21 protein-coding genes are annotated in these 24,212 nt (G+C 69.2%); 17 read left to right on the top strand and 4 right to left on the bottom strand.

Features of this window, described 5'->3' with window-relative positions:
* The first annotated feature begins 57 nt into the window (after positions 1–57).
* The 6 genes from murC to lpxC all read left to right on the top strand — a co-directional run bounded on the left by murC (position 58) and on the right by lpxC (position 6,827).
* Positions 58–1,470 (top strand): UDP-N-acetylmuramate--L-alanine ligase, encoded by a 1,413-nt coding sequence (murC, locus tag BOX17_RS01740; RefSeq protein ID WP_071946551.1) that lies wholly within the window; start codon positions 58–60, stop codon positions 1,468–1,470.
* Positions 1,467–2,384: a D-alanine--D-alanine ligase gene (locus BOX17_RS01735; protein WP_071941775.1), complete on the top strand. Its 918-nt coding sequence runs from the start codon at positions 1,467–1,469 to the stop codon at positions 2,382–2,384. The genes murC and BOX17_RS01735 overlap by 4 nt, the downstream gene beginning before the upstream one ends.
* Before the next feature lie 3 nt (positions 2,385–2,387).
* The gene (locus BOX17_RS01730) at positions 2,388–3,113 is read left to right on the top strand and encodes a cell division protein FtsQ/DivIB (RefSeq protein WP_071941774.1); all 726 of its coding nucleotides are present in this window, start codon (positions 2,388–2,390) and stop codon (positions 3,111–3,113) included.
* Between the two features lie 194 nt (positions 3,114–3,307).
* Entirely contained in the window at positions 3,308–4,597 is a 1,290-nt protein-coding gene (gene ftsA, locus BOX17_RS01725) for a cell division protein FtsA (protein ID WP_071941773.1), read from the top strand.
* Positions 4,598–4,631: 34 nt separating this feature from the next.
* Positions 4,632–5,804, top strand: a complete 1,173-nt coding sequence (ftsZ, locus tag BOX17_RS01720) for a cell division protein FtsZ (RefSeq protein WP_071941772.1) — start codon at positions 4,632–4,634, stop codon at positions 5,802–5,804.
* A 111-nt stretch (positions 5,805–5,915) separates the two neighbouring features.
* Positions 5,916–6,827: a UDP-3-O-acyl-N-acetylglucosamine deacetylase gene (gene lpxC, locus BOX17_RS01715; protein WP_071941771.1), complete on the top strand. Its 912-nt coding sequence runs from the start codon at positions 5,916–5,918 to the stop codon at positions 6,825–6,827.
* 79 nt (positions 6,828–6,906) lie between these two features.
* Here the strand turns inward: lpxC and BOX17_RS01710 are convergent, their stop codons facing one another.
* The gene (locus BOX17_RS01710; RefSeq protein WP_244272186.1) at positions 6,907–7,329 is read right to left on the bottom strand and encodes a DUF721 domain-containing protein; all 423 of its coding nucleotides are present in this window, start codon (positions 7,327–7,329) and stop codon (positions 6,907–6,909) included.
* 191 nt (positions 7,330–7,520) lie between these two features.
* On the opposite strand from BOX17_RS01710, the gene BOX17_RS01705 reads away from it, so the two are divergent.
* The 4 genes from BOX17_RS01705 (at position 7,521) to BOX17_RS01690 (ending at position 12,941) form a co-directional block, all read left to right on the top strand.
* Entirely contained in the window at positions 7,521–7,829 is a 309-nt protein-coding gene (locus BOX17_RS01705; RefSeq protein WP_083582209.1) for a hypothetical protein, read from the top strand.
* Positions 7,830–7,899: 70 nt separating this feature from the next.
* Positions 7,900–10,635, top strand: coding sequence for a preprotein translocase subunit SecA (gene secA, locus BOX17_RS01700; RefSeq protein WP_071941768.1), 2,736 nt, complete (start codon positions 7,900–7,902; stop codon positions 10,633–10,635).
* A gap of 44 nt (positions 10,636–10,679) precedes the next feature.
* The gene (argJ, locus tag BOX17_RS01695; protein ID WP_071941767.1) at positions 10,680–11,909 is read left to right on the top strand and encodes a bifunctional glutamate N-acetyltransferase/amino-acid acetyltransferase ArgJ; all 1,230 of its coding nucleotides are present in this window, start codon (positions 10,680–10,682) and stop codon (positions 11,907–11,909) included.
* A gap of 84 nt (positions 11,910–11,993) precedes the next feature.
* Positions 11,994–12,941 (top strand): Nudix family hydrolase, encoded by a 948-nt coding sequence (locus BOX17_RS01690; protein WP_071941766.1) that lies wholly within the window; start codon positions 11,994–11,996, stop codon positions 12,939–12,941.
* Between the two features lie 212 nt (positions 12,942–13,153).
* On the opposite strand, the gene BOX17_RS01685 is transcribed toward BOX17_RS01690, so the two are convergent.
* Complete coding sequence (locus BOX17_RS01685) at positions 13,154–14,056, bottom strand: carbon-nitrogen hydrolase (protein ID WP_071941765.1); 903 nt, start codon at positions 14,054–14,056, stop codon at positions 13,154–13,156.
* Positions 14,053–15,123, bottom strand: a complete 1,071-nt coding sequence (locus BOX17_RS01680; protein ID WP_071941764.1) for an agmatine deiminase family protein — start codon at positions 15,121–15,123, stop codon at positions 14,053–14,055. The genes BOX17_RS01685 and BOX17_RS01680 overlap by 4 nt, the downstream gene beginning before the upstream one ends.
* A 154-nt stretch (positions 15,124–15,277) precedes the next feature.
* On the opposite strand from BOX17_RS01680, the gene BOX17_RS01675 reads away from it, so the two are divergent.
* Together BOX17_RS01675 and BOX17_RS01670 are read left to right on the top strand one after the other, a co-directional pair.
* Positions 15,278–16,519: a lipoprotein-releasing ABC transporter permease subunit gene (locus tag BOX17_RS01675; protein WP_071941763.1), complete on the top strand. Its 1,242-nt coding sequence runs from the start codon at positions 15,278–15,280 to the stop codon at positions 16,517–16,519.
* A 7-nt stretch (positions 16,520–16,526) separates the two neighbouring features.
* Positions 16,527–17,249 carry an ABC transporter ATP-binding protein gene (locus tag BOX17_RS01670; protein WP_244272184.1) on the top strand — a complete coding sequence of 241 codons (723 nt, stop codon included), beginning with the start codon at positions 16,527–16,529 and terminating at the stop codon, positions 17,247–17,249.
* A 64-nt stretch (positions 17,250–17,313) separates the two neighbouring features.
* Here BOX17_RS01670 and BOX17_RS01665 read toward each other — a convergent pair whose 3' ends face one another.
* The gene (locus BOX17_RS01665) at positions 17,314–17,856 is read right to left on the bottom strand and encodes a DUF2062 domain-containing protein (RefSeq protein ID WP_071941761.1); all 543 of its coding nucleotides are present in this window, start codon (positions 17,854–17,856) and stop codon (positions 17,314–17,316) included.
* Between the two features lie 131 nt (positions 17,857–17,987).
* Here BOX17_RS01665 and BOX17_RS01660 point away from each other — a divergent pair, with 131 nt between their 5' ends.
* Genes BOX17_RS01660 through lpxK form a run of 5 tightly spaced genes read left to right on the top strand, consistent with a single transcriptional unit; the run spans position 17,988 to position 24,205 of the window.
* Positions 17,988–20,285 carry a DNA internalization-related competence protein ComEC/Rec2 gene (locus tag BOX17_RS01660; protein ID WP_071941760.1) on the top strand — a complete coding sequence of 766 codons (2,298 nt, stop codon included), beginning with the start codon at positions 17,988–17,990 and terminating at the stop codon, positions 20,283–20,285.
* Between the two features lie 38 nt (positions 20,286–20,323).
* Positions 20,324–21,010, top strand: a complete 687-nt coding sequence (locus tag BOX17_RS01655; RefSeq protein ID WP_071941759.1) for a MotA/TolQ/ExbB proton channel family protein — start codon at positions 20,324–20,326, stop codon at positions 21,008–21,010.
* The gene (locus tag BOX17_RS01650; RefSeq protein WP_071941758.1) at positions 21,007–21,429 is read left to right on the top strand and encodes an ExbD/TolR family protein; all 423 of its coding nucleotides are present in this window, start codon (positions 21,007–21,009) and stop codon (positions 21,427–21,429) included. Before BOX17_RS01655 ends, BOX17_RS01650 begins: the two co-directional genes overlap by 4 nt.
* Positions 21,426–23,171 (top strand): lipid A export permease/ATP-binding protein MsbA, encoded by a 1,746-nt coding sequence (msbA, locus tag BOX17_RS01645; RefSeq protein ID WP_083582038.1) that lies wholly within the window; start codon positions 21,426–21,428, stop codon positions 23,169–23,171. Before BOX17_RS01650 ends, msbA begins: the two co-directional genes overlap by 4 nt.
* Positions 23,168–24,205 (top strand): tetraacyldisaccharide 4'-kinase, encoded by a 1,038-nt coding sequence (lpxK, locus tag BOX17_RS01640; protein ID WP_071941757.1) that lies wholly within the window; start codon positions 23,168–23,170, stop codon positions 24,203–24,205. Before msbA ends, lpxK begins: the two co-directional genes overlap by 4 nt.
* The last annotated feature ends 7 nt before the right edge of the window (positions 24,206–24,212 follow it).

Genomic DNA, 24,212 nt, shown 5'->3' with positions numbered 1-24,212 from the left:
ACCCTCGGACCGGTTCCCGGTCAGGCCACCCCCCCGCACCCCGGACGCGGGCTGGGCATGCGTCGTATCCGGCGCATCCATTTCGTCGGCATCGGGGGGGCCGGCATGTGCGGCATCGCCGAGGTGCTGGCCAACCAGGGCTATGTGGTCAGTGGCAGCGACCTGAAGGCCTCGCCGGTGGTGGCCCGGCTGGAACAGTGCGGCATCCGCGTGGCCCTCGGCCATGACGCCGAGAACGCCGTGGGTGCCGACGTGGTGGTGGTGTCCACCGCCGTGGACGAGACCAACCCCGAGATCCGCTGGGCCCACGAGCACCGTGTGCCGGTGGTGCGCCGCGCCGAGATGCTCGCCGAGCTGATGCGGTTCCGCCACGGCATCGCCGTGGCCGGTACCCACGGCAAGACCACCACCACCAGCCTCACGGCCACCCTGCTCGGCGAGGGCGGGCTCGACCCCACCTTCGTGATCGGCGGCAAGCTGACCAGTGCCGGCACCAATGCGCGGCTGGGCGAGGGCGACTTCCTGGTGGCGGAGGCGGACGAATCCGATGCCTCCTTCCTGCACCTGCAGCCCATGGTGTCGATCGTCACCAACATCGACGCCGACCACATGGACACCTACGGAGGCGACTTCGAGCGCCTCAAGGGCACCTTCATCGAGTTCCTGCACAACCTGCCGTTCTACGGGCTGGCGATCCTGTGCATCGATGATGCCCACGTGCGCGGGCTGCTCGACCAGGTCAGTCGACAGTTCGTGACCTACGGCTTCAGCGAGGATGCCGACTACCGCATCGAGGAATTCGTCCAGCTGGCCGGCGAGGTGCGCTTCACCGCCGTACGGCCGGAGGGGCTGGCGCCGCTTGAGGTGCGCCTCGCCATGCCGGGACGCCATAACGCGCTCAATGCCCTGGCGGCGATCGCCGTGGCCAGCGATGCCGGCGTGGCCGACGACGCGATCCTGCGCGGCCTGGCCCACTTCGAGGGGGTGGGACGCCGCTTCCAGGTGCATGGCCACTACCTGGCCCCGGAGGGCGAGGGGCAGGTGATGCTGGTGGACGACTATGGCCACCACCCCCGCGAGGTGGAGATGGTGATCGACGCGGTCCGGGCGGGCTGGCCAGACCGGCGCCTGGTGATGGTCTACCAGCCGCACCGCTATTCCCGGACCCGCGACCTCTACGAGGACTTCGTTCGGGTGCTGGCCGAGGTCGACACCCTGCTGCTGCTGGACGTCTACAGCGCGGGAGAGGCGCCACTGACCGGGGCGGATGGCCGTACCCTGGCCGGCTCGATCCGCCAGCGCGGCGGGGTCGACCCGATCTTCGTCCAGGACAAGAGCGAACTGCCGGGCCTGCTCGCGAGGGTGCTGCGTCCCGACGATATCCTGATCACCCAGGGGGCCGGTGATATCGGCGGGATCGCCCAGCGCCTGGCCGATGCGGCCCTGAATCTCGATGAGGTGACGCTATGATGCGCGATAAGGGCCGGGTGGTGGTGCTCTACGGCGGACGGTCCGCCGAGCGAGAGGTGTCGCTGAAGAGTGGGGAGGCCGTGCTGGCGTCCCTGAAGCGCTCGGGGGTGGATGCCATTGGCTACGATCCCGCCGATGGCGGGCTGGTCGGCCTGGAGGCCCTGGCGCCGGACCACGTCTTCATCGCGCTGCATGGCCGCGGGGGCGAGGACGGTAGCCTCCAGGGCGCGCTGGAGCTGCTGGACATTCCCTACACCGGCAGCGGGGTACTGGCCTCGGCGCTAGGCATGGACAAGCAGCGCACCAAGCTGGTCTGGCAGGCGCTGGGCTTGCCGACCCCGGAGTGCGTGATGCTCGGCCCCGACGCCGACTGGCAGTCGGTGGTCGACCGTCTCGGCCTGCCGTTGATCGTCAAGCCGGTGCACGAGGGCTCGACCCTGGGCATCAGCATCGTCGACAGCCGTGACGCCCTGGAGGCGGCCTATCGCGATGCGGCCCGATTCGATGCCCGTGTGATGGCCGAGCGCTTCATCGAAGGGGAAGAGTACACGGTATCGCTGCTCGGCGGCGACGTCCTCCCGGCCATCCGTGTCGAGGTTCCCAGTGGCTTCTACGACTACGAGGCCAAGTACCTCTCGAACGACACTCGCTACCACCTGCCCTGTGGCCTGTCCGGTGAAGAGGAGGCCGACCTCGCCGACCTCTGCCGTGAGGCCTTCGCGGCCATCGGCGCCGAGGGGTGGGGGCGCATCGACGTGATGCGCGACGGCCATGGCCGGTTCTGGCTGATCGAGGTCAATACCGTGCCGGGCATGACCGACCACAGCCTGGTGCCCCAGTCGGCGGCCCACGCGGGCATCGATTTCGATACCCTCGTGCTGCGCATCCTGGCCACCGCCGAGGAGCGGCGCTAGACCATGGCGGCACGGGGAAGCCTCGTCGGGGTGCTGCTGCTGGCGCTGCTGCTGGGCGCCGGGGGGCGGGCGCTGTGGGTCTGGCTGGACCGTCCCATCGAGCGGGTCTCGGTGCGTGGTGACCTGAACTACGTCAGCGCCGACTATCTTCGTACCCGGCTGGCGCCGCTGATCCAGGGCCAGACCTGGCTCTCCGTCGACCTGCCGGCGTTGCGCCGCCGGGCCCGGGAAATTGGCTGGTTGAAGGAGGTGAGTGTCAGTCGCGAGTGGCCCGATGCCCTGACCTTCGACCTGGTCGAGCAGTTGCCGGTGGCGCGCTGGAGCGACGGGCACCTGCTCAATGCCGAGGGCGAGCCCTTTGCCTTCGGCCCGGTCGCGCCGCCCGATGACCTGCCTGACCTGGCCGGTCCGCCCGACAGCGGTGCGGAGGTCCTGGACTATCGGGCCCGGCTGGCCTCGCGGCTCGCCTCCCTGGGGCTCGAGGTGCGCCAGTTGCGTCTCGAGCCGCGCGGGGCTTGGCGTTTCCAGCTCGAGGGAGGGGTCTGGGTGATGCTCGGCCGCAACGATCGCGCATCCCGCCTGGGTCGACTCGTCGCGGCCTGGGAGCGTGAACTGGGGCCTCTGGCATCGCATATTCGTTACATTGACCTGCGTTATCCCAACGGCGTCGCCGTGGCCTGGCACGGCGAAACCGAACCCCTCGAGGAGCAGTCGGCGGCAGACGGTTGATGGGTTAGTTGCATAACACTTCGACCATGGCGGCATTTCGGGTGTTTCTTTCGCGGCAAAATCGCCGTATCGTGTCTGGTGTTTTCGCAATTGGGCTGGTGGAATAACTGAAGTTGTTCCTATAATTGCCCAAGGCCAATTTTTCAGGATTAATCTTCCCCTTCGGGGTCAGGTTCGAGGAGACTTCCCGACTCATGGCAGGTCCATCCAATGCGTCCAATATGGTAGTCGGGCTGGATATCGGAACATCCAAGGTCGTGGCGATCGTGGGTCAGCCCACCGACGATGGTGGGATCGAAATCGCCGGTATCGGCTCACACCCTTCACGTGGCATGAAGAAGGGCGTGGTGATCAATATCGAGTCGACGGTGCAGTCCATACAGCGCGCCGTGGAAGAGGCTGAACTGATGGCCGGTTGCGATATCCACTCCGTCTATGTGGGCATCGCCGGCAGTCACATCAGCTCCATGAACTCCGATGGCGTGGTGGCGATCAAGGAGCGCGAGGTCGCCTCCACGGATATCGATCGTGTCATCGACTCCGCCCGGGCCCGGGCCATCTCCGAAGGACAGCGGGTGCTGCACGTCCTGCCCCAGGAGTTCGCCATCGATACCCAAGGCGGTATCCGCGAACCGCTCGGCATGTCCGGGGTCCGCCTCGAGGCACGGGTCCACCTGGTCACCGCCGCCCTGAATGCCGTCCAGAACATCGAGAAGTGCGTGCGACGCTGCGGGCTCGAGGTGGATTCGATCATCCTCGAGCAGCTGGCGTCCAGCCATGCGGTCCTCACCGAGGACGAGCGCGAACTCGGCGTCTGCATGGTGGACATCGGCGGCGGCACCACCGACATCGCGGTGTTCACCGAGGGGGCCATTCGCCATACCTCGGTGATTCCCATTGCCGGTGACCAGGTCACCAACGATATCGCCATGGCGTTGCGCACGCCCTCGCAGCACGCCGAGGAGATCAAGGTCAAGTACGCCTGCGCGCTGACCCAGCTCGCCGCCAGTGACGAGATGATCAAGGTCCCGAGCGTGGGAGACCGGCCGGCCCGGGACCTGTCCCGCCAGTCGCTGGCCGAGGTCGTGGAGCCTCGTTACGAGGAACTCTTCACCCTGGTGCGAGACGAGCTGCGTCGCAGCGGCTATGAGGACCTCGTCGCCGCCGGGGTGGTCCTGACCGGCGGCACCTCGCGCATGGAGGGGGTGGTCGAGCTGGCCGAGGAGATCTTCCACATGCCGGTACGTATCGCCTGCCCGCAGAACGTGCGCGGGCTGGCGGACGTGGTGCGCAATCCGATTTATTCGACGGGTGTCGGTCTGCTGCATTACGCTCTACTGGAAACCCGTCAGGGGCATGGCCGCCAGCAGGCTGGGGGCAGTATCGCGGCGCAACCGAGGCGTGACGACATTACCCGGCGTGACGCAGGGGAAGGGACTCCGGCGTTGGCAAGGATCAAGGGCTGGTTCAAAGGAAATTTCTGACAGGGCCGCGGTTGCGGTCCAGGAGACGGGACTTATGTTCGAACTGGTAGATAGCGCACCCTCCAGTAGCGCAGTCATCAAGGTCATCGGTGTCGGCGGCGGCGGCGGCAATGCCGTCAACCACATGGTCGAGAGCAACATCGAGGGCGTCGAGTTCATCTGCGCCAACACCGATGCCCAGGCGCTCAAGCGAGTCGCCGCCAAGACGGTGCTCCAGCTCGGCAGCGAGATCACCAAGGGGCTCGGTGCCGGGGCCAATCCCGATGTCGGCCGACAGGCCGCCATGGAGGATCGAGAGCGCATCGCCGAGCTGCTCGGCGGCGCCGACATGGTCTTCATCACCGCCGGCATGGGGGGTGGAACCGGCACCGGGGGAGCACCCGTCGTGGCCCAGGTGGCCAAGGAGCTGGGCATCCTCACCGTCGCGGTGGTGACGCGCCCCTTCCCGTTCGAGGGCCCGAAGCGCATGCGTGCCGCCGAGGAGGGCATGAAGGAGCTCTCCGAGCACGTCGACTCCCTGATCACCATCCCCAACGAGAAGCTGCTCTCGGTACTGGGCAAGAGCGCGACCCTGCTGACCGCCTTCAGCGCGGCCAACGACGTGCTGCTGGGCGCCGTTCAGGGGATCGCCGAGCTGATCACCAGTCCCGGTATCATCAACGTCGACTTCGCCGACGTGCGTACCGTGATGTCCGAGATGGGCATGGCGATGATGGGCACCGGCGGTGCCACCGGCGAGAATCGCGCCCGCGAGGCCGCCGAGAAGGCCATTCGCAGCCCGCTCCTCGAGGACATCGACCTGCACGGTGCCCGCGGCATCCTGGTCAACATCACGGCCGGCCCGGATCTCTCCATCGGCGAGTTCAACGACGTCGGTGCCACCGTCCAGGAGTTCGCTTCCCAGGATGCGACCATCGTGGTCGGCACCTCCATCGACATGGACATGACCGACGAGCTGCGCGTGACCGTGGTTGCCGCCGGGCTCGAAGGCAACAAGGCCCAGAAGCCGGCCGCCCGCGAGACCTCGCGTCGCACCGAGGCCAGCGGCTATCGCCAGCGTCCCCAGGCGGCTGCCGGCCGGGCCCAGGCCACGGCTCCCAAGGCCGAGCCCCAGGAGGCGCCGCGGCCCCAGGCCGAGAAGCGTCCCTCCCAGGAGCTCGATGACTATCTGGACATTCCGGCCTTCCTGCGACGTCAGGCTGATTGACCTGACCTATCGCAGCCATAGCGGGCGCCGGGCGATCTTTCTTTGTTGAAACGGGTGTTCGGTGTTATAGTGAACACTGTTTGATAATCACAGACTGCCTGGCGACTGCCCATGATCAGACAACGAACCCTGAAGAATGTCATCCGCGCCACCGGCGTCGGCCTGCACTCCGGCAAGAAGGTCTACTTGACGCTTCGGCCGGCACCGGCCGACACCGGCATCGTGTTCGTGCGTACCGACCTCGAACCCGAGGTGCAGATCCCGGCCCGCGCTGAGAACGTTACCGACACGACCCTGTGCACCGCGCTGTCCTCCGGCGGGGCCAAGGTCGCCACCGTCGAGCACCTGATGTCGGCCTTTGCCGGCCTTGGGATCGACAATGCCTACGTGGACGTCAGCGCCCCCGAGGTGCCGATCATGGATGGCAGTGCGGGTCCCTTCGTCTTCCTGATCCAGTCGGCCGGCATTGCCGAGCAGGCAGCGCCCAAGAAGTTCATCCGCATCAAGCGCGAGATCGTGGTGCGAGAGGATGACAAGGAAGCGATCTTCCTGCCCCACCAGGGCTTCAAGGTCTCTTTCGCCATCGACTTCGACCATCCGGTGTTCGAGGACCAGTCGCAGACCGCCATGGTGGACTTCTCCACCACCTCCTTTGTCAAGGAGGTGTCCCGTGCGCGGACCTTCGGTTTCATGCGCGACCTGGAATACCTTCGCTCCAATGACCTGGCGCTGGGTGGCAGCCTCGACAATGCCATCGTGGTCGACGACTACCGCATCGTGAATGAGGGCGGGCTGCGTTACGACGACGAGTTCGTCAAGCACAAGGTCCTCGATGCCATCGGCGACCTCTATCAGCTCGGCTATAGCCTCATCGGCGAGTTCCGCGGCGTGAAGTCGGGCCATGCCCTGAACAACCAGCTGTGTCGCGCGCTTCTGGCCCAGCCGGAAGCCTGGGAGCTGGTCACCTTCGAGGGCGAGTCCGAGAAGGCGCCGATCTCCTACGCCGCGCCCGCCATGGCCTGAGGCCACCCGCCTTACAGGGCAGTCACCGGAACGCCGCCACCCGCCAGGGTGGCGGCGTTCTCGTATCGGCGGGGTGCGTTCAGGATTTCTCCGCGTGGGCGGCCAGTCGCTCCAGGGCGCTCTTGAGGCCGGGGTCGTCGACGTCGGCGGCACAGCTGGAGATCTCGTCGGCGGCCTTCTCCGGCAGGTGGCGTACCTGTCGAAGGGGAGGGCGGGTCGGGCGAACGGGGCGGACCTTGAGCGTGAAGCCGGTGACCGCCTCGAAGCCCGGCAGCTGGTGCAGCAGCTCGAGCAGGCGTGGCTGCTCGTAGCGCAGCCGGGTCAGCCAGACGGCACGGTCGGTGATCAGTGCCAGTCGTCCCTGGTGGAAGCCGCCCACGAAGAGGTGCTCGCGCATCTCCTCGGGCAGGTGGGCCCGCAGGTGCACCTGGGCACGCTCGACCAGGGTGGCCATGCGCATCAAGGCTCCCAGTTCGCCGCGACCCTCCAGCAGGCGGGACATGGGCTGTGCTCGGAACCGCTTAACCTTTATACTCATCAGCTTGATTCTCGGGGCCGAACCCCTGACGTTACCCGTCGGCCGCCCACCCAGGCGGCCTGTGAACAGCCAGAGCCTAGCACGCACCGGAGGCCCTCGACAGCATGCCCCCTGCCATCACCGACAACTGCGCTGGCCCACAGGGCACGCGGCGCATGCGCCGAGCGACTCGCTGGTGGCTGGCTGGCCTGCTGGTGGGGTGCCTGCTGCCGGCGAGCCTCGCCCAGGTGGAGTCCCTGCGACCCATCGAGCGTGCCGCCCAGGTCAGCATCCTGGTGCCCGCGCTGTTGCGCGTGCGCTCCCGGCTTCAGGCGCGCCGTCGCGCCCTGGTGCGCTGGATCCTTCGGATCGTGGTCTGGCCGAGGGCGGCGTCGAGGGCCTCCCCCCGCCCCGTGGCGGTGTCCTGCCATCCGGTCGCCGCCCATGACGTCCTGTCGCGTCGTGGCCCTCCCGTGGGCCGGTGATCAACCGTCCCCGGAGAGGTCGCGGGCCGATGCCCGCGACGAGATGCCACATGCAGCAACTGGACCCTTCATGATCAACAACCTGTTACGCAAGGTCGTCGGCTCCAAGAACGACCGCGACGTCAAGCGCATGAACCGCCAGGTGGCGGATGTCACCGGCCTGGAAGCCGAGCTCGAGGCCCTCGACGAGGCCGCCCTCAGGGCCCGTACCGATCACTTTCGCGAGCGTCTCGAGGGGGGCGAACCCCTCGATACCCTGCTCCCGGAAGCCTTCGCCACGGTTCGCGAGGCCAGTCGGCGCGTCATGGGGATGCGCCATTTCGACGTTCAGATGGTCGGCGGCATCACCCTTAACAGTGGTCGCATCGCCGAGATGAAGACCGGCGAGGGCAAGACGCTGGTGGCGACCCTTGCGGTGTATCTCAATGCCCTGCCGGGCAAGGGCGTGCACGTGGTCACGGTCAACGACTACCTGGCACGCCGCGACGCCGAGTGGATGCGTCCGCTCTATGAATTCCTCGGCCTCTCGGTGGGGGTGATCTATTCCGGCCAGACGCCGGAGGAGAAGCGTCACGCCTACGGCTGTGACATCACCTACGGCACCAACAACGAGTTCGGCTTCGACTACCTGCGCGACAACATGGCCTTCTCGCTGGAGGAGAAGGTGCAGCGAGACCTGCACTTCGCCATCGTCGACGAGGTGGACTCGATCCTGATCGACGAGGCGCGCACCCCGCTGATCATCTCCGGGGCGGTGGACGAGAACACCGAGCTCTATCAGGTGGTCGATCGCCTGGCACGCCATCTCGAGCAGTGCAGCGATGAGGAGGATCCCGAAAGCGGCGACTTCACCCTCGACGAGAAGCAGAAGCAGGTGGAACTCACCGAGGGCGGCCACCACAAGGTCGAGGCGCTGATGCGCGATCAGGGCCTGCTCGGCGAGGCCGACTCCCTCTACGCCGCCCAGAACCTCAACCTGCTTCAGCACATGCATTCGGCGCTGCGCGCCCGCCACCTCTACCACCGTGACGTGGACTACATCGTCAAGGATGGCCAGGTGGTGATCGTCGACGAGCACACCGGTCGCAGCATGCCGGGTCGGCGCTGGTCGGAAGGCCTGCATCAGGCGGTGGAGGCCAAGGAAGGGGTGCCGGTCCAGCGCGAGAGCCAGACGCTGGCCTCCACCACCTTCCAGAACTACTTCCGCCTCTACGACAAGCTCTCGGGCATGACCGGCACCGCCGATACCGAGGCCTTCGAGTTCCGCCAGATCTACGGCCTGGACGTGGTGGTGATTCCGACCAACCGGCCGCTGGTCCGCCAGGACCTCAACGACCTGGTCTACCTCACCGCCGAGGAGAAGTTCGAGGCGATCATCGAGGACGTCCAGACGCAGACGGAAGCGGGCCGCCCGGTGCTCGTCGGTACCGCCTCCATCGAGACCAGCGAGTACCTGGCCAACCTGATGAAGCAGGCCGGCATGGCCTTCAACGTGCTCAACGCCAAGCAGCACCAGAGCGAGGCGGAGATCATCGCCCAGGCCGGTCGCCCCGGGGCAGTCACCATCGCCACCAACATGGCCGGTCGCGGCACCGACATCGTGCTCGGCGGCAACTGGGAGGCCGAGGCCGCCAAGCTGGAGAACCCCTCCGAGGCCGAGCTCGAGCGGCTCAAGGCGGAGTGGCAGGCGCGCCACGACGCGGTGCTCGAGGCCGGTGGCCTGCACGTGGTCGGCTCCGAGCGCCACGAGTCCCGGCGCATCGACAACCAGCTGCGGGGCCGCGCGGGTCGCCAGGGCGACCCGGGCTCCACGCGCTTCTTCCTCTCCCTGGAAGACAACCTGATGCGGCTGTTCGGCTCCGACCGGGTCCAGCGCCTGATGCAGGCCCTGGGGCTCGAGCGGGGCGAGGCCATCGAGCACAAGATGGTCTCCAATGCCGTCGAGCGGGCCCAGAAGAAGGTCGAGGGGCGCAACTTCGATATCCGCAAGCAGCTGCTCGAGTACGATGACGTGGCCAATGACCAGCGCCGGGTCATCTACGAGCAGCGCAACGAGATCCTCGCCGCCGACGATGTCTCCGACAGCGTCCTGGGCATCCGCGAGGAGGTGCTGGATGAGGCCATCAGCGAATTCGTGCCGCCCCAGAGTCTGGCCGAGCAGTGGGACCTGGCGGGTCTCCAGGATCATCTGAAGAGCGAGTTCAACCTGGACGCCCCGGTCGTGGAGTGGGCCGAGCAGGATGAGCGCTTCCATGAGGAGCAGCTGCGGGAACGGCTCCAGACCATGCACCGCGAGGCCTACGAGGCCAAGGTCGCGGAGGCCGGTGAGGCCCTGATGCGCCGCTTCGAGAAGCAGGCCATGCTCCAGGTGCTCGACACCCGCTGGAAGGAGCACCTGCAGTCCATGGATCACCTGCGCCGCGGGATCCACCTGCGCGGCTACGCCCAGAAGAACCCCAAGCAGGAGTACAAGCGTGAATCCTTCGAGCTGTTCCAGCACCTGCTGACCAACATCAAGGCCGACGTGACGCGCATCCTCAGCCACGTTCAGGTGCGCCGCCCCGAGGAGGTCGAGGCCCTGGAGCGCCAGCGTCGCGAGGCCCTGGAACGTGAGAAGGCCTCGGCGGCGAGCCGTCACGACGAGCCCGCCATGGCCGCCGGCGAGCAGGGCGAGGCGCCCGCCGCCCCGGCCCCCGGTGCCGACGGTCGCCCGCTGCGCCGCGAGGGCCCCAAGGTGGGCCGCAACGATCCCTGCCCCTGCGGGTCGGGCAAGAAGTACAAGCAGTGCTGCGGGAAGCTGAACTGAGGCGACAGGCCGGGGAGGACCCGGCCGGGAAAGGAGACGAGACGATGGCAGTGGGCGAGACGCGTTTTCCGAAGATGCCGGTTATCGAGGGGCTGCGGCTGGGGACCACCATGGCCGGCATCAAGAAACCCGGTCGACGTGACCTTGTGGTCATCGAGATCCCGGAGGGCGCCCGGGTCTCGGGCGCCTTCACGCGCAATGCCTTCTGCGCGGCGCCGGTGACGGTGGCGCGAGAGCACCTCGCCGCCTGCGAGGCCCGCGGAGAGGGGGCGCGTTACCTGGTGATCAACACCGGCAATGCCAACGCCGGCACCGGAGAGGTGGGCCTGCGCGATGCCCGCGCGACCTGTGCCGAGCTGGCGCGGCTGGCCGGGGTGGAGGAGCAGAGTGTCCTGCCGTTCTCCACCGGGGTGATCGGCGAGACGCTGCCCATGGACCGCCTGCTGGCGGGGCTGCCCGGCGCCGTCCAGGCCCTCGATGACGGGGCCGGCGCCTGGCAGGCGGCGGGCGAGGGCATCCTCACCACCGACACCCGGGCCAAGGGCGCCAGCGTGACCCTCGCGCTTGGCGAGGAGACGGTGACCCTCAACGGCATCGCCAAGGGCTCCGGGATGATCCGTCCCGACATGGCCACCATGCTCGCTTTCGTGGCCACGGATGCCGCCATCGAACAGCCCCTGCTCGACCAGCTGCTGCGCGAGGCGGTGGACCGCTCCTTCAACTGCATCACCGTGGACAGCGACACCTCGACCAACGACGCCTGCATGCTGATCGCCACGGGGCACGGCAGCCCGGTGGTCGAGGGGGAGGCGCTCGAGCGTTTCCGCGAGGGGCTTCTGCAGGTGATGACCGAGCTGGCCCAGGCGGTGGTTCGCGACGGCGAGGGGGCGACGAAGTTCGTCACCCTGCAGGTCGACGGGGCGCACAGCCGGCGCGAGGCGCTGGACGTGGCCTTCACCGTGGCGCACTCGCCGCTGGTCAAGACGGCCCTCTACGCCAGCGATGCCAACTGGGGGCGCATTCTCGCCGCGGTGGGGCGTGCGCCGGTCGAGGACTTCGACGTGAACCGGGTCACCATCGATCTGGGCGAGGTGCGCCTGGTCGAGAACGGCGGCCGGGCGCCGGGCTACACCGAGGAGGCCGGCAGCGCCGTGATGGCTCGTGAGGAGATCGAGATCCGCATCTCCCTGGGGCGCGGCGATCAGGGCGCCACGGTCTGGACCTCGGACCTCTCCCACGATTACGTGACCATCAATGCCGACTATCGCAGCTGACCGGCGGCGTCGGTCGGTGGACAGACAGACACCCCACGCGGCGACTCGGTCGCGTGGATCATCGGGTAGGAGCCAATGAACGCAATGGTGAAGAGAAGGGTGCACGTGGCGGCGGCCGCCATCATCAGTGCCGACGGCCGCGAGGTGCTCCTCGCCCGTCGTCCCTCCAACGTCGATCATGGAGGCCTCTGGGAGTTTCCCGGCGGCAAGCTGGCGCCCTACGAGACCGGCCTGGAGGCGCTCAAGCGCGAGCTCCACGAGGAACTCGGCGTCGAGATCCGGCGGGCACAGCCGCTGATCCGCATCCACCATGAATATTCCGACAAGCACATCCTGCTGGACGTGTGGCAGGTGCATGATTTCGCCGGTGAGCCGTTCGGTCGGGAGGGGCAGGCCGTGCGCTGGGTTCCCATGAACGAGCTGGTGAACTATCCCTTTCCGGCGGCCAACCTGCCGATCCTGCGGGCGGTGATGCTACCCACCGAGTTCCTCATCACCGGTGAGGAAGCCGACGAGTCGCGGTTCCTCGAGCGGCTGACGCGTGCCCTCGACGAGGATGGCGTGCGCCTGGTGCAGCTGCGCGCCAAGTCCCTGGACGAGGCGGCGCTCCTGCAGCGTGCCGAGCGGGCCCTCGCGATATGCCGCGAGCGGGATGCCCGGCTGGTGCTCAACGGCGAGCCCTCGCTGCTGGAGGCCGTGGACGCCGACGGCATCCACCTGACCAGCGACCGGCTGATGAGCCTGGAGCGTCGGCCGCTGGCCGAGGGGAAGTGGCTCTCGGCCTCCACCCATGATCGTCGTCAGCTGGCCCAGGCGCGGCGCATCGGCTGCGACTTCGTGACCCTGTCGCCGCTGCGGACCACCCCGTCCCATCCAGACGTCGCCCCGATCGGCTGGCACGACTTCCAGCAGCTGGTGGAACACGCCGGCATGCCGGTCTTCGCGCTGGGCGGCATGACGCGCTTCGATGCCCACCATGCCCGGGCCGTGGGCGCCCAGGGGATCGCCTCGATCCGCGACTTCTGGAAGTAATCAGCGCCGAGCAACAATCGCCAAGCAAAACCCCGGAGGTCGCCCTCCGGGGTTTTGCCATTGCTGGGGGAATCCTACGCTTGCTTGGCCGCTTGGCCGCTTGGCCGCTTGGCCGCTTGGCCGCTTGGCCGCTTGGCCGCTTGGCCGCTTGGCCGCTTGGCCGCTTGGCCGCTTGGCCGCTTGGCCGCTTGGCCGCTTGGCCGCTTGGCCGCCTAGTCCCGATAGCGCCGTGTCAGGTCGCCATAGGCGTCGATACGGCGGTCACGAAGGTAGGGCCAGATGCGTCGTACTTCTTCGCTGCGGGCCATGTCCAGGGTCACCAGCATCCGTTCGGGCTCCTCCCCGGCATGGGCGAGGAGCTCCCCCTGGGGGCCGCAGATGAAGCTGCCGCCCCAGAAGTCGATGCCCGGCGTCGCCCTGGAGGGATCCGGTTCGTGGCCGACCCGGTTGGCGACGATCACCGGCAGGCCGTTCGCCACCCCGTGGCTGCGCTGGATCAGGGTCCAGGCATCCTTCTGGCGCTGCTTCTCTGGGGTGTCATCCGGCGGGTGCCAGCCGATGGCGGTGGGGTAGAGCAGCAGCTCCGCCCCGGCCAGGGCCATCAGCCGGGCGGCCTCCGGGTACCACTGGTCCCAGCAGACCAGCACCCCGAGTCGGCCCACCGAGGTGTCGATGGGCGTGAAGCCCTGGCCGCGGGCGTCATCCTGGTCACCCGGCGTGAAGTAGAACTTCTCGTAGAAGCCGGGATCGTCGGGGATATGCATCTTGCGGTAGTGGCCGACCCGGCCCCGCTCCCGGTCATACACCACGGCGGTGTTGTGATAGAGGCCGGGGGCGCGGCGCTCGAACAGCGACCCCACCAGCACGATGTCGAGCTCCCTGGCCAGGGCCGCCAGCCGGGTGCCGGTGGGCCCGTCGAGGGGTTCGGCCAGGTCGAAGAGGTCGGTGTCCTCGGTCTGGCAGAAATAGTGCGTGGCGTGAAGCTCCTCGAGCATCACCAGCTGGGCACCGGCGCCTGCCAGCTCGCGGATGCCGGCCTCGCTCTCGGTCAGGCTCCGGGGCTTGTCGGGCCAGGCGGGCTGCTGGACCAGGCCCACCTTCAGGGTGCGGGTCATGGGGCTCTCCTCGTGGATGTTGGCCCGGGGGCGTCGGCCAGGCTGCCCCGGGGCAGCTGCATGGTCAGGCAGTGCAGGCTGCCATGCTGGCGGATCACGCTCAGGCAGTCGATGGGGATGATGTCGCGGTCCGGGAAGGCCTCGGCCACGGCGAGGAGCGCCCGGGTGTCGGCACTGTCGCCGTAGGCCGGCACCAGCACGGCGCCGTTGATGATCAGGAAGTTGGCGTAGGTGGCGGGCAGGCGGTGACCGTCCACCGGGTCGTGGCAGGCCTGCGGCCAGGGCAGGGGGATCAGCCGATAGGCCTCGCCATCGGGCCGGCGCAGGGTCCTGAGCTCGTCCTCGAGGGCTTTGAGCGCCGGGTAGTGGGGGTCGCTCGGGTCGTCGCAGCGCACATAGGCCAGCGTGGCCGGGTCGCAGAAGCGGACCAGGGTGTCGACGTGGCTGTCCGTGTCGTCGCCTTCCAGATGGCCGCTGCTCAGCCACAGCACCCGCGTGACCCCGAGCTCCTCCTTCAGGCGCGCCTCCAGGGCCGCCCGGTCGAGGCCGGGATTGCGGTTGGGGTTGAGCAGGCAGGCCTCGGTGGTCAGCAGGGTACCCTCGCCGTCCGTTTCGATGGCCCCGCCCTCCAGCACCAGGTCACTCGAGGACACCGGGCAGGCGAAGGCGCCGGCCTCTGCCAGGCGGCGGGTCAGGGTGTTGTCCCGGGCGGCTTCGTACTTGCCGCCCCAGCCGGTGAAGACGTAGTCGAGCAGCACCGGCTCGCCGTCGCGGGTCACGGCGATCGGGCCATGGTCGCGGGCCCAGGTGTCGTCGGCGGGGGCGACCATCAGTCGCAGGCGGTCGGGATCGACGCCCAGGCATGCAAAGCGGTGGGCCAGATGGCTTCGGGTGGCTGCGTCCGGCACGGCGATCAGCACGGCCTGGTAGCGGGCGATGGCCACCACCATGGCCTCGAGGGTGCCCTCGATGCGTTCGAGCAGGGGCGCCCAGTCGCTGTCGGGGCCGGGCCAGGTGAGTTGCACGGCATCCTGGGGATGCCATTCGGGGAGCAGGCGATGGGCCATGGGTGCGGGTCTCGTGCAGGTCGTCTCGGGTCGTGCCGGCGCAATGTAGGCCGCCATCGGCAATGATGCAATGATCGCGCAAGCGGGCGCTGCCGGCGATGCAGCAGGGGCCAAAAAACCGTACCATGGGCGCCCGCCGACAAGGAATGTGCCCATGTTCGACCGTCTACCCTTCCTGATCGGGCTGCGCTACGTGCGCGCCAAGCGACGCAACCACTTCATCTCCTTCATCTCCCTCACCTCCATGCTGGGCCTCATGCTGGGGGTCGCGGTGCTCATCCTGGTGCTTTCCGTGATGAACGGCTTCGACCATGAGCTGCGCACCCGGGTGCTGGGCATGGTGCCCCACACCAAGATCGAGTCGCCCGGGGGGCTGACCGACTGGCGTCCCCTGGCGGAGCGCCTCATGGAGCGCGAGCGGGTGATCGGCGCCGCGCCCTACGTGGAGCAGCAGGGCATGTTCTCGGTGGGCGGGCGCAACGAGGGGGCCATGGTCAACGGCATCGACCCCGAGTGGGAGAGCCGCGTCTCGATCGTCGACGAGAACATGCGTCAGGGGCGTCTCGATGACCTGAAGCCGGGCGAGTGGCACGTCGTGCTGGGGTCGATTCTCGCCCGCCGCCTGGGCGTCGGCGTGGGGGATCGCGTCACGCTGCTCGTGCCCGAGGCCTCGATCACCCCGGCTGGCGTATTCCCGCGCCTCAAGCGCTTCACGGTGAGCGGCATCTTCAGCGTCGGCGCGGACCTCGACGCCTCCCTGGCCTATGCCCACATCGAGGACATGCAGACCCTCGCCCGCCTGGGTGACGCCGTGGGGGGGCTGCGCCTCGAACTCGATGACCTGTTCGCCGCCGGCAGCGAGACCCAGGCGATCATCAACGAGCTCGGCCCCGGGTACCGGGGGCTCGACTGGACCTACTCCCACGGCAACCTCTTCCAGGCGATCCAGATGGAGAAGCGCATGATCGCGCTGCTGCTGACGGTCATCATCGCGGTGGCGGCCTTCAACATCGTCTCCACCCTGGTGATGGTGGTCACCGACAAGCGGGCCGACATCGCCATCCTGCGCACCATCGGTGCCACCCCGCGCTCGATCATGGGCATCTTCATCGTCCAGGGGCTGGCGATCGGGGTGATCGGCATCCTGATCGGGGTCTCGCTGGGCGTGCTGCTGGCCTTGACCGTGTCCGACCTGATCGGCTGGGTGGAGAGCACCTTCGGCATCCACTTCCTCGATGCCGGGGTCTACTTCATCAGCGAGCTGCCGTCGCAGCTGATCTGGTCGGATGTGCGCAACATCGTGACCGCGGCCTTCGTCCTGACCTTCCTGTCGACCCTGTATCCGGCCTGGCGGGCCGCGCGGGTCCAGCCTGCCGAGGTACTGCGCTATGAGTGAGACGGCCATGACGCCACGACACGACGCGATCCCTCGAGCGGAGCGGATGATGCTCGAGTGCACGGATCTGACGCGCGTCTATCGCGAGGGCCCGAGGGACCTCACCGTGCTGGACGGGCTGGAGATGCGGGTGCGGGCCGGCGAGCGGGTCGCCGTGGTCGGCAGCTCCGGCTCCGGCAAGACCACGCTGCTGAACCTGCTGGGCGGGCTGGACCGACCCAGCCGCGGCGAGGTGACCATCGCCGGTGAATCCCTGCTGTCGCTCAATGACACCGACCTGGGGCGCTTTCGCAACCGCCATATCGGCTTCGTCTACCAGTTCCACCACCTGCTGGCGGAGTTCACCGCCCTGGAGAACGCGGCCCTGCCGCTGATCGTCCGGGGCCTGCGCAAGCGCCAGGCCGAGGATCGCGCCCGGGAGATCCTGGAGCGCGTCGGCATGGCCGAGCGGGCCGACCACAAGCCTGGCGAGCTCTCCGGGGGCGAGCGCCAGCGCGTGGCCATCGCCCGGGCGCTGGTCACCGACCCCAGCCTGATGCTGATGGACGAGCCCACCGGGAACCTGGACCAGACCACCGCGGCAAGCATCCTGTCGCTGATGGACGAGCTGGCGGCAAGCGCGGCCTGTGCCTTCGTGATCGTCACCCATGATCCGGGCCTGGCCGCCCACCAGGACCGCGTGCTCCGGCTCGATGGCGGACGCCTGGTCGAGCAGCCCGCCCACGACTGAGCCCGACGGGGCATGCCGTGAAAGAAGCGGCCGGCGCCATGGCGCCGGCCGCTTGCGTGTCGCGTCACTCCTTCGGGACGGCCTGTCGAAGGCGACGGCGTCGCCGCGTGCGCTCCTTCCAGCTCCGTGATACCTGCCAGCGCCACACCAGGCGGATCGTCAGGTGGGCCAGGGCGGCGATGACCACCGCCGCGACCAGCGAGCCCAGCGCGAGCGCCGGGAGGATGTCCACCAGTTGCTCGGCGATCCAGTGGGTGGAGATCCGGTCCGGCGCCTCTCGCACCGGGGTGTCCAGCAGCCAGGCCCCCAGGCGATAGTTGCCGAAGAAGATCAGCGGCATCGTCAGCGGATTGGTGATCCACACCAGGCCGATCGAGAGGGGCAGGTTGCAGCGGAACAGCCAGGCGCCGAAGGCGGCCAGCAGCATCTGGAAGGGGATCGGCAGCAGGGCGCTGAACAGCCCGACGGAAAAGGCAGTGGCCACGCTGCGCCGCGTCAGCACCCACAGCGAGGGGTTGCCGATCAGGTGGCCGACGACGCGCAGGGAGCGCCGGCGCCTGAGGGCATCGGGGTGGGGCAGGTAGCGCTGCAGCAGTCGGCGCGGCATTGACGAGGGGCTCGCGGCTTCGAAACCCGGGCTATTATCCATACAAGTCGCGTGCCTCGCCATGATGCCCCTCAACGTGACGCCGTGGTGGGGCGGGCGGGTCACCTTGCTTGCCGTTCAGGGACGATGCCATGCAGCTGGGCCTGGCCATTCCCCTGGCGCTCGCCGTGCTGGCCGGCGTGCTGGGGAGCCATCTTGCCGTGCCGGGGGCCGTCGAGGCCCTGGCGGTCGGCCTGCTGGCCGCCCTGGCCGGGCGTCGGGCACGCCTCGCGATGGCACTGTGCATCGCGGCCCTGTTGGCGGCCCAGCTGCTGATGGTGCGCGGCGGCGAGCTCGCCCCCGGCCTGACCCGCCAGGACCTGCGCCTCGAGGGGCGCCTGGTCTCGGTGGTCAGGGACGTGCGGTTGACGCGCCTTGTCCTGGCGGTGGACGACTGCCGCGCGCTGGCGGTCGGCTTGCCGACCTGTGACGACCTGACCCGGGTGCGTCTTTCCTTCTTCGAGGCCCCCGAGCTGGTGGCCGGGGAGCGCTGGGCGCTGACGGTGCGCCTGCGCCCGCCGGGCGGCTTCGCCAACCCCGGCGCCTTCGACTATCGCGGCTGGCTGTGGCGGGAGGGCATCCAGGCCAGCGGCTACGTGCGTAGCGCCCCGCCACCACGGCGGCTCGCCGACGCCGGCCTCTCGGCGCGTCGGCTCGCCCTGGACCACCTCGATGCCCAGGTGCTGCCGCCGCGCCACGCGCGATGGCTGGCGGCCCTGACCCTGGGGGCGAGCGGGCGGCTGGACCGTACCGACTGGGACCTGCTCAATGCGACCGGCACCACCCACCTGATGGTGATCTCCGGGCTGCACGTGGGGCTGGTGGCCACCTTCGCCCTGTGGCTGGCCAGGGGGGTGTCGCGGCTGGTCACGCCCGGGGCATGGCGACTGGCGGTCTGGCCCTGGTGGCTCGCCGGTGCCTCGGCGGTGGGGTATGCCACCCTCGCCGGCCTGGAGCCGCCTGCCCTGCGCGCCATGATCATGACCTTGGTGGGACTCTGGGTGGCAAGCGGGCGACACGCGCCCGGGCCCTGGCAGGCCTGGTGGCTGGCCCTGGCGGTGGTGCTGCTGGTCGACCCGCTCTCCGCCTGGCGCCCCGGTCTCTGGCTATCGTTCGCCGCCGTGGCCCTGCTGATCCTGATCTGGCAGGGCAGGCCCCGCCCGCGGGGCCTGGCCGGCTGGCTATGGGCGCTGGTCCGCTCCCAGCTGCTGCTGGCGCCGCTGATGGCCGGCGCCGTGCTGCTGGCCTTCGACCGGCTGGCGCCGGCGGCGCCCCTGGTCAACCTGATCGCCGTGCCGCTCGTCAGCAGCCTGCTGGTGCCCCTGGGGCTGCTGGGCTGGCTCACGGCCTGGCTGCCTCCGCTCTCGGCGCTGTGCTGGGGGCTGTTCGGCTGGCTGGCCGACGCCCTGGCCGCCCTCCTCGAACTGGCGGCCGACGGGCTGCCCCTGTGGCGGCCGGACCCGGGGCGAGTGGTTCCGTTCGGGCTGGCGCTGGGGCTCGGTGGCCTGCTGTGGGGGCTGCCGGGCCTGCTGCCGCGCCTGCGCCTGGCGGCCACCGCCGTGCTGGTGCTGGTCCCGCTGACGCTCTCCTCCTCGTCGCCGGTCCCCGCGGAGGGGCTGCTGAGGGTCCGGGTTCACGACGTGGGCCAGGGCCAGCTGATCGAGCTGCGCACCGCCGGCTATCGCGCCCTCTACGATACCGGGCCACGCTTCGCTTCCGGCTACATGCCCCTGGACGCGCTGTGGCCGCCCGGCCAGCGCTTCGACGACGTCATCGTCAGCCATGCCGACCAGGATCACGCCGGCGGCCTGCCGGCCCTGCGCGACGCGCATCGGGTGGGGCGCTTCCTGGCGCCCCCCGGCGAGGCGCAGGGACTGCCGGCCGAGCCCTGCACGGCGGGACGCCGCTGGCAACGCGACGGCGTGAGCTTTCGTCTCCTCTGGCCGCCGCCGGATACCGCCGGGCTCGCCGCCAACGATCGGTCCTGTGTCCTGCTGGTGGCCGTCGGCGACCAGCGGCTGCTGATCACCGGGGATGTCGGCCGTGACGCCGAGCGTCGCTTCCTCGGCGAGCTCGACCCGGCGCTGACCCTGCTGGTGGCGGGGCACCACGGCAGCGATACCAGCTCCGGCCTGCCGCTGGTGCGTCACCTGGCGCCGCGCCACGTGATCTTCAGTGCCGCGCGGGACAACCCCTTCGGTCACCCGGCGGACCGCGTGGTGAGGAGGTTCCGCGAGGTGGGCAGCTGCCTGTGGAGTACCGCCCGGGACGGTGCCCTGACCCTGTGGCTGGGTCACGAGGCGCGCCGGAAGATCGTCGCCGAGCGACCGCTCGCCTGGCGGCACGGCGGTGTCGGAGTCGGCTGCCTTGCGTTAGAATCGCCTCACTGATAGCCGGCCGCGGGCCGGCGACACGCAGGGGGAACGGCATGGACATGATGGATGCCCTGATCGCCGGCGGCTGGCTGATGGTGCCGCTGCTGGGCTGCTCGCTGGTGGCCTCGGTGATCATCATCGAGCGCCTGTGGACCCTGCGCGGCGGACGCATCGCCCCGCGCGGTCTGGGGCAGGAGGTCTGCCGGCTGGTGGCCCACGGGCAGGTCAACCTCTACTGGCTGGAGGCCCACTCCCCGCTGGGCGGCGTGCTCGCGGCCGGCCTGCGCAACGCGCGGCTCGGTCACGAGCAGGTGCGTGCCCGCCTCCAGGAGTCGGCTACCGCGGTGATCCACGACATGGAGCGTTTCCTGAGCCCGCTGGGCACCATCGCCGCCATCACGCCGCTGATCGGCCTGCTGGGCACCGTGGTGGGCATGATCGAGGTCTTCGCGGTGATCGTCAGCGGCGACGGGGTCAGTCGCACCGCGGACCTGGCCGGCGGTATCTCCCGCGCCCTGGTGACTACCGCGGCGGGCCTCACGGTGGCGATTCCCTCCCTGATGTTCCATCGCTACTTCCAGCGTCGCATCGAGGACATCACGGTGCGCATGGAGGAGCAGGCCGGGCAGGTGGTCGAGTACCTCGCCCACTACCCGGGCGAACTGGTGCTGGCCGAGCGCCACGGTGACGAGCGGCGGGAGGCGGATGGCCGCACGGCCCCGAGGGTGAAGACGTCGTGAGGTTTCCCCGGCGGCGAAGCGACCCCGTGGAGGTCAATCTCACCCCGTTGATCGACGTGGTGTTCCTGCTGCTGATCTTCTTCATGGTCTCGACCACTTTCGAGACCCGCCAGGCGCTGGAACTCGAGCTGCCCGAGAGCGAGAGCGGCCAGGCCATGGAGGCTGCGCCGGTGACCCTGGTGGTCACCGCGACCGGCGAGTATCGCCTGGACGATCGCGCCTACACGGCCGGGACGGTCGGCGACGCCCTGGCCGCCCAGGCCGAGCAGGCCCGCGAGCATGGCCTGGTGGTGGAGGCCGATGGCCGGGCCGCCCACGCCGACGTGGTGCGGGTGCTGGACCGGGCCGCCGGGCTCCAGATCCGGCACGTGCGCATCGCCACGGAAGCCGCCTCAACCCCTCAAGCGGAGACACCGTGATCGACTATTCCGGCTGGACCCTCTACAAGCGCCTGCTGGGCTACGTGAAGCCCTACTGGCGCGCCTTCGCCCTGGCGATCCTCGGCTACGTCATCTACGCCGCCTCGAGCACCGCGCTGGCCGAGATGATGAAGCGGCTGATCGATGGCATCCAGGACCCGGATGCCGCCTTCCGGCTGTTCCTGCCGCTGTTCGTGGTCGTCATGTTCGCGGCCCGGGGACTCGGCACCTTCCTCGGCACCTACTTCATGAGCAGCGTGGCGCGCAACCTGGTCCATGTGCTGCGCTGCGACGTCTTCAACCACATGCTCCACCTGCCGGGCCGCTTCTTCGATAACCACTCCACGGGGCACCTGATCTCCCGGGTGACCTATCACGTCGAGCAGGTCACCGGGGCCGCCACCAAGGCCGTCACCATACTTCTGCGCGAGGGCCTCTTCGTGATCGGCCTGGTGGGCTACCTGCTGTGGACCAACTGGATGCTGACCCTGCTGTTCCTCGCCGTGACGCCGCTGATCGGCGGTGTGGTCAGCTATGCCAGCAAGCGCTTCCGGCGGATCTCGCGGCGCATCCAGCGCTCCATGGGGGACGTCACCCATGTCGCCTCCGAGGCCCTCTCTGGGTACCGGGTGGTGCGTACCCACGGGGCCGAGGCCTTCGAGAAGGCGCGTTTCGCCGAGGCCAGCGAGGTCAACCGCCATCAGAGCATGAAGGAGGCGCTGACCAAGGCCACCAGCACCCCGGTGATCCAGCTGCTGGTGGCGCTGTCGCTGGCGCTGCTGGTGTGGCTGGCCATGTCGCCGACCCTGCTGGATGCGATGACGCCGGGGGAGTTCGTGGCCTTCATTACCGCTGCCGCGCTGATGGCCAAGCCGGTGCGCCAGCTCACCGAGATCAACAGCGAGATCCAGAAGGGCATTGCCGCCTCCGCCGAACTCTTCGGCCTGCTCGAGGAGCCCCCCGAGAGTGACACCGGGACCCATGAGCCCGGCCGGCTCGAGGGCCGGGTCCGTTTCGAGGGGGTGCGCTTCGCCTACGGCGACGACCAGCCCGAGGTGCTCAAGGGCATCGACCTCGAGGTGACGCCCGGCGAGATGATCGCCATTGTCGGACGCTCCGGCAGCGGCAAGTCGACCCTCGTCGGGCTGCTGCCCCGCTTTTACCGGCCCACCTCGGGACGCCTGCTGATCGACCACGTGCCGCTGGACGAGTACCGCCTGGCGCCGCTGCGCCGCCAGATTGCCCTGGTCTCCCAGCAGGTCACCCTGTTCAATGCCAGCATCGCCGACAACATCGCCTATGGCGTTCCGCAGGCGGACCCGGCCGCCATCGAGGCGGCTGCCCGTGCCGCCCATGCCCACGAGTTCATCGAGCGCATGCCCGCCGGCTACGACACCGTGGTGGGCGAGAACGGCGTGATGCTCTCCGGCGGCCAGCGGCAGCGCCTGGCCATTGCCCGGGCGATCTTCAAGGATGCCCCGCTGCTGGTGCTCGACGAGGCCACCTCGGCGCTGGACACCGAGTCCGAGCGCCATATCCAGGCGGCCCTGGAGGAGGTATGCCGGGGCCGGACCACCTTCGTGATCGCCCACCGCCTCTCGACCATCGAGCGGGCCGACCGCATCCTGGTCATGGAACAGGGCGAGATCATCGAACAGGGTGCTCACGATGAGCTGCTGGCCCGCGACGGGGCCTATGCGGCCCTGCATCGGCTGCAGTTCCAGGAGCCCGGGGCCGCATGACGAGCCTGGGCGAGCGCTGGCTGACGGCGGCCTACCGGGGCGACGCCTGGCTGGCCGTCCTGCGTCCGCTCGAGGCCCTCTATCGTCGGGTTGTGCGCCGTCGTGCGACGGCCTATGCCTCTGGGCGCAAGCCGGTATGGCGGGCGCCGGTGCCGGTCATCGTGGTCGGCAACATCACCCTGGGCGGCACCGGCAAGTCGCCGCTGGTGGCCTGGCTGGCCCGTCACCTGGCGCAGCGAGGCTGGTCGCCGGGCATCCTCTCCCGGGGCTATGGCGGCCACTGCGAGCACTACCCGCTGCTGCTGGACGCCGATACCCCGGTGGCGTCCTGCGGCGACGAGCCGCGCATGCTGGCCGACCAGACCGGCCTGCCGGTGGTGGTCGACCCGGACCGGCCCCGCGGGGCCAGGCGCCTGCTCGAGGCGGGGTGCGATATCCTGATCGGCGACGACGGCCTGCAGCACCTAGCGCTGTGCCGTGACCTGGAACTGGTGGTGGTGGACGGGACCCGCGGTTTCGGCAATGGCCGCTGCCTGCCGGCCGGCCCCCTTCGCGAGCCCCTCTCGCGGCTCGAACGCGTGGATGCTGTGGTGGTCAACGGCGCACCCGCCTTCACGCCACCGCCCGGGGCCCACGGCATGGTCCTGGCCCCTGCCGCCTGGCGGCGCCTCGGCGACGGTCGGCGCGTGCCGCTGGCCCCCTTGCCCTTCGAGGGCCCGGTGCATGCCCTGGCCGGGATTGGTCATCCGCCGCGGTTCTTCGCGACCCTGGCCGACCTGGGCGTCGAGGCGGTCACGCACGCCTTCGCCGACCACCATCACTACTCGGCCGACGACCTGGCCTTCGGCGACGGCCGGCCGCTGGTGATGACCGCCAAGGATGCGGTCAAGTGCCGTGAGCTGGCCCCCGCCGAAAGCTGGGTGCTGGAGGTCGAGGCGCGTCCCGATGCCGCCTTCGTCGCCTGGCTGGCGAGCCGGCTGCACGCCCTGTCATCATCATATCCGGTGCCGGGCGAGGCCCGTGCGACCCACTGAACCACCA

The organism is Halomonas aestuarii (assembly GCF_001886615.1).
Taxonomy (GTDB): Bacteria; Pseudomonadota; Gammaproteobacteria; order Pseudomonadales; family Halomonadaceae; genus Halomonas; species Halomonas aestuarii.
Note: the sequence above shows the minus strand (reverse complement) of the source record. Positions and strands in the feature narration are given on the sequence as shown.

Bases quoted from the DNA above. Each gene is read 5' to 3' on its own strand.
- secA (WP_071941768.1), top strand. From the start codon at position 7,900: ATGATCAACAACCTGTTACGCAAGGTCGTCGGCTCCAAGAACGACCGC.
- BOX17_RS01670 (WP_244272184.1), top strand. From the start codon at position 16,527: ATGACGCCACGACACGACGCGATCCCTCGAGCGGAGCGGATGATGCTC.
- ftsZ (WP_071941772.1), top strand. From the start codon at position 4,632: ATGTTCGAACTGGTAGATAGCGCACCCTCCAGTAGCGCAGTCATCAAG.
- ftsA (WP_071941773.1), top strand. From the start codon at position 3,308: ATGGCAGGTCCATCCAATGCGTCCAATATGGTAGTCGGGCTGGATATC.
- BOX17_RS01680 (WP_071941764.1), bottom strand. From the start codon at position 15,123: ATGGCCCATCGCCTGCTCCCCGAATGGCATCCCCAGGATGCCGTGCAA.
- BOX17_RS01705 (WP_083582209.1), top strand. From the start codon at position 7,521: ATGCGCCGAGCGACTCGCTGGTGGCTGGCTGGCCTGCTGGTGGGGTGC.
- BOX17_RS01735 (WP_071941775.1), top strand. From the start codon at position 1,467: ATGATGCGCGATAAGGGCCGGGTGGTGGTGCTCTACGGCGGACGGTCC.
- BOX17_RS01660 (WP_071941760.1), top strand. From the start codon at position 17,988: ATGCAGCTGGGCCTGGCCATTCCCCTGGCGCTCGCCGTGCTGGCCGGC.
- BOX17_RS01730 (WP_071941774.1), top strand. From the start codon at position 2,388: ATGGCGGCACGGGGAAGCCTCGTCGGGGTGCTGCTGCTGGCGCTGCTG.
- BOX17_RS01675 (WP_071941763.1), top strand. From the start codon at position 15,278: ATGTTCGACCGTCTACCCTTCCTGATCGGGCTGCGCTACGTGCGCGCC.
- BOX17_RS01655 (WP_071941759.1), top strand. From the start codon at position 20,324: ATGGACATGATGGATGCCCTGATCGCCGGCGGCTGGCTGATGGTGCCG.
- argJ (WP_071941767.1), top strand. From the start codon at position 10,680: ATGGCAGTGGGCGAGACGCGTTTTCCGAAGATGCCGGTTATCGAGGGG.
- lpxC (WP_071941771.1), top strand. From the start codon at position 5,916: ATGATCAGACAACGAACCCTGAAGAATGTCATCCGCGCCACCGGCGTC.
- BOX17_RS01685 (WP_071941765.1), bottom strand. From the start codon at position 14,056: ATGACCCGCACCCTGAAGGTGGGCCTGGTCCAGCAGCCCGCCTGGCCC.
- lpxK (WP_071941757.1), top strand. From the start codon at position 23,168: ATGACGAGCCTGGGCGAGCGCTGGCTGACGGCGGCCTACCGGGGCGAC.
- BOX17_RS01690 (WP_071941766.1), top strand. From the start codon at position 11,994: ATGGTGAAGAGAAGGGTGCACGTGGCGGCGGCCGCCATCATCAGTGCC.
- BOX17_RS01710 (WP_244272186.1), bottom strand. From the start codon at position 7,329: ATGTCCCGCCTGCTGGAGGGTCGCGGCGAACTGGGAGCCTTGATGCGC.
- BOX17_RS01665 (WP_071941761.1), bottom strand. From the start codon at position 17,856: ATGCCGCGCCGACTGCTGCAGCGCTACCTGCCCCACCCCGATGCCCTC.
- murC (WP_071946551.1), top strand. From the start codon at position 58: ATGCGTCGTATCCGGCGCATCCATTTCGTCGGCATCGGGGGGGCCGGC.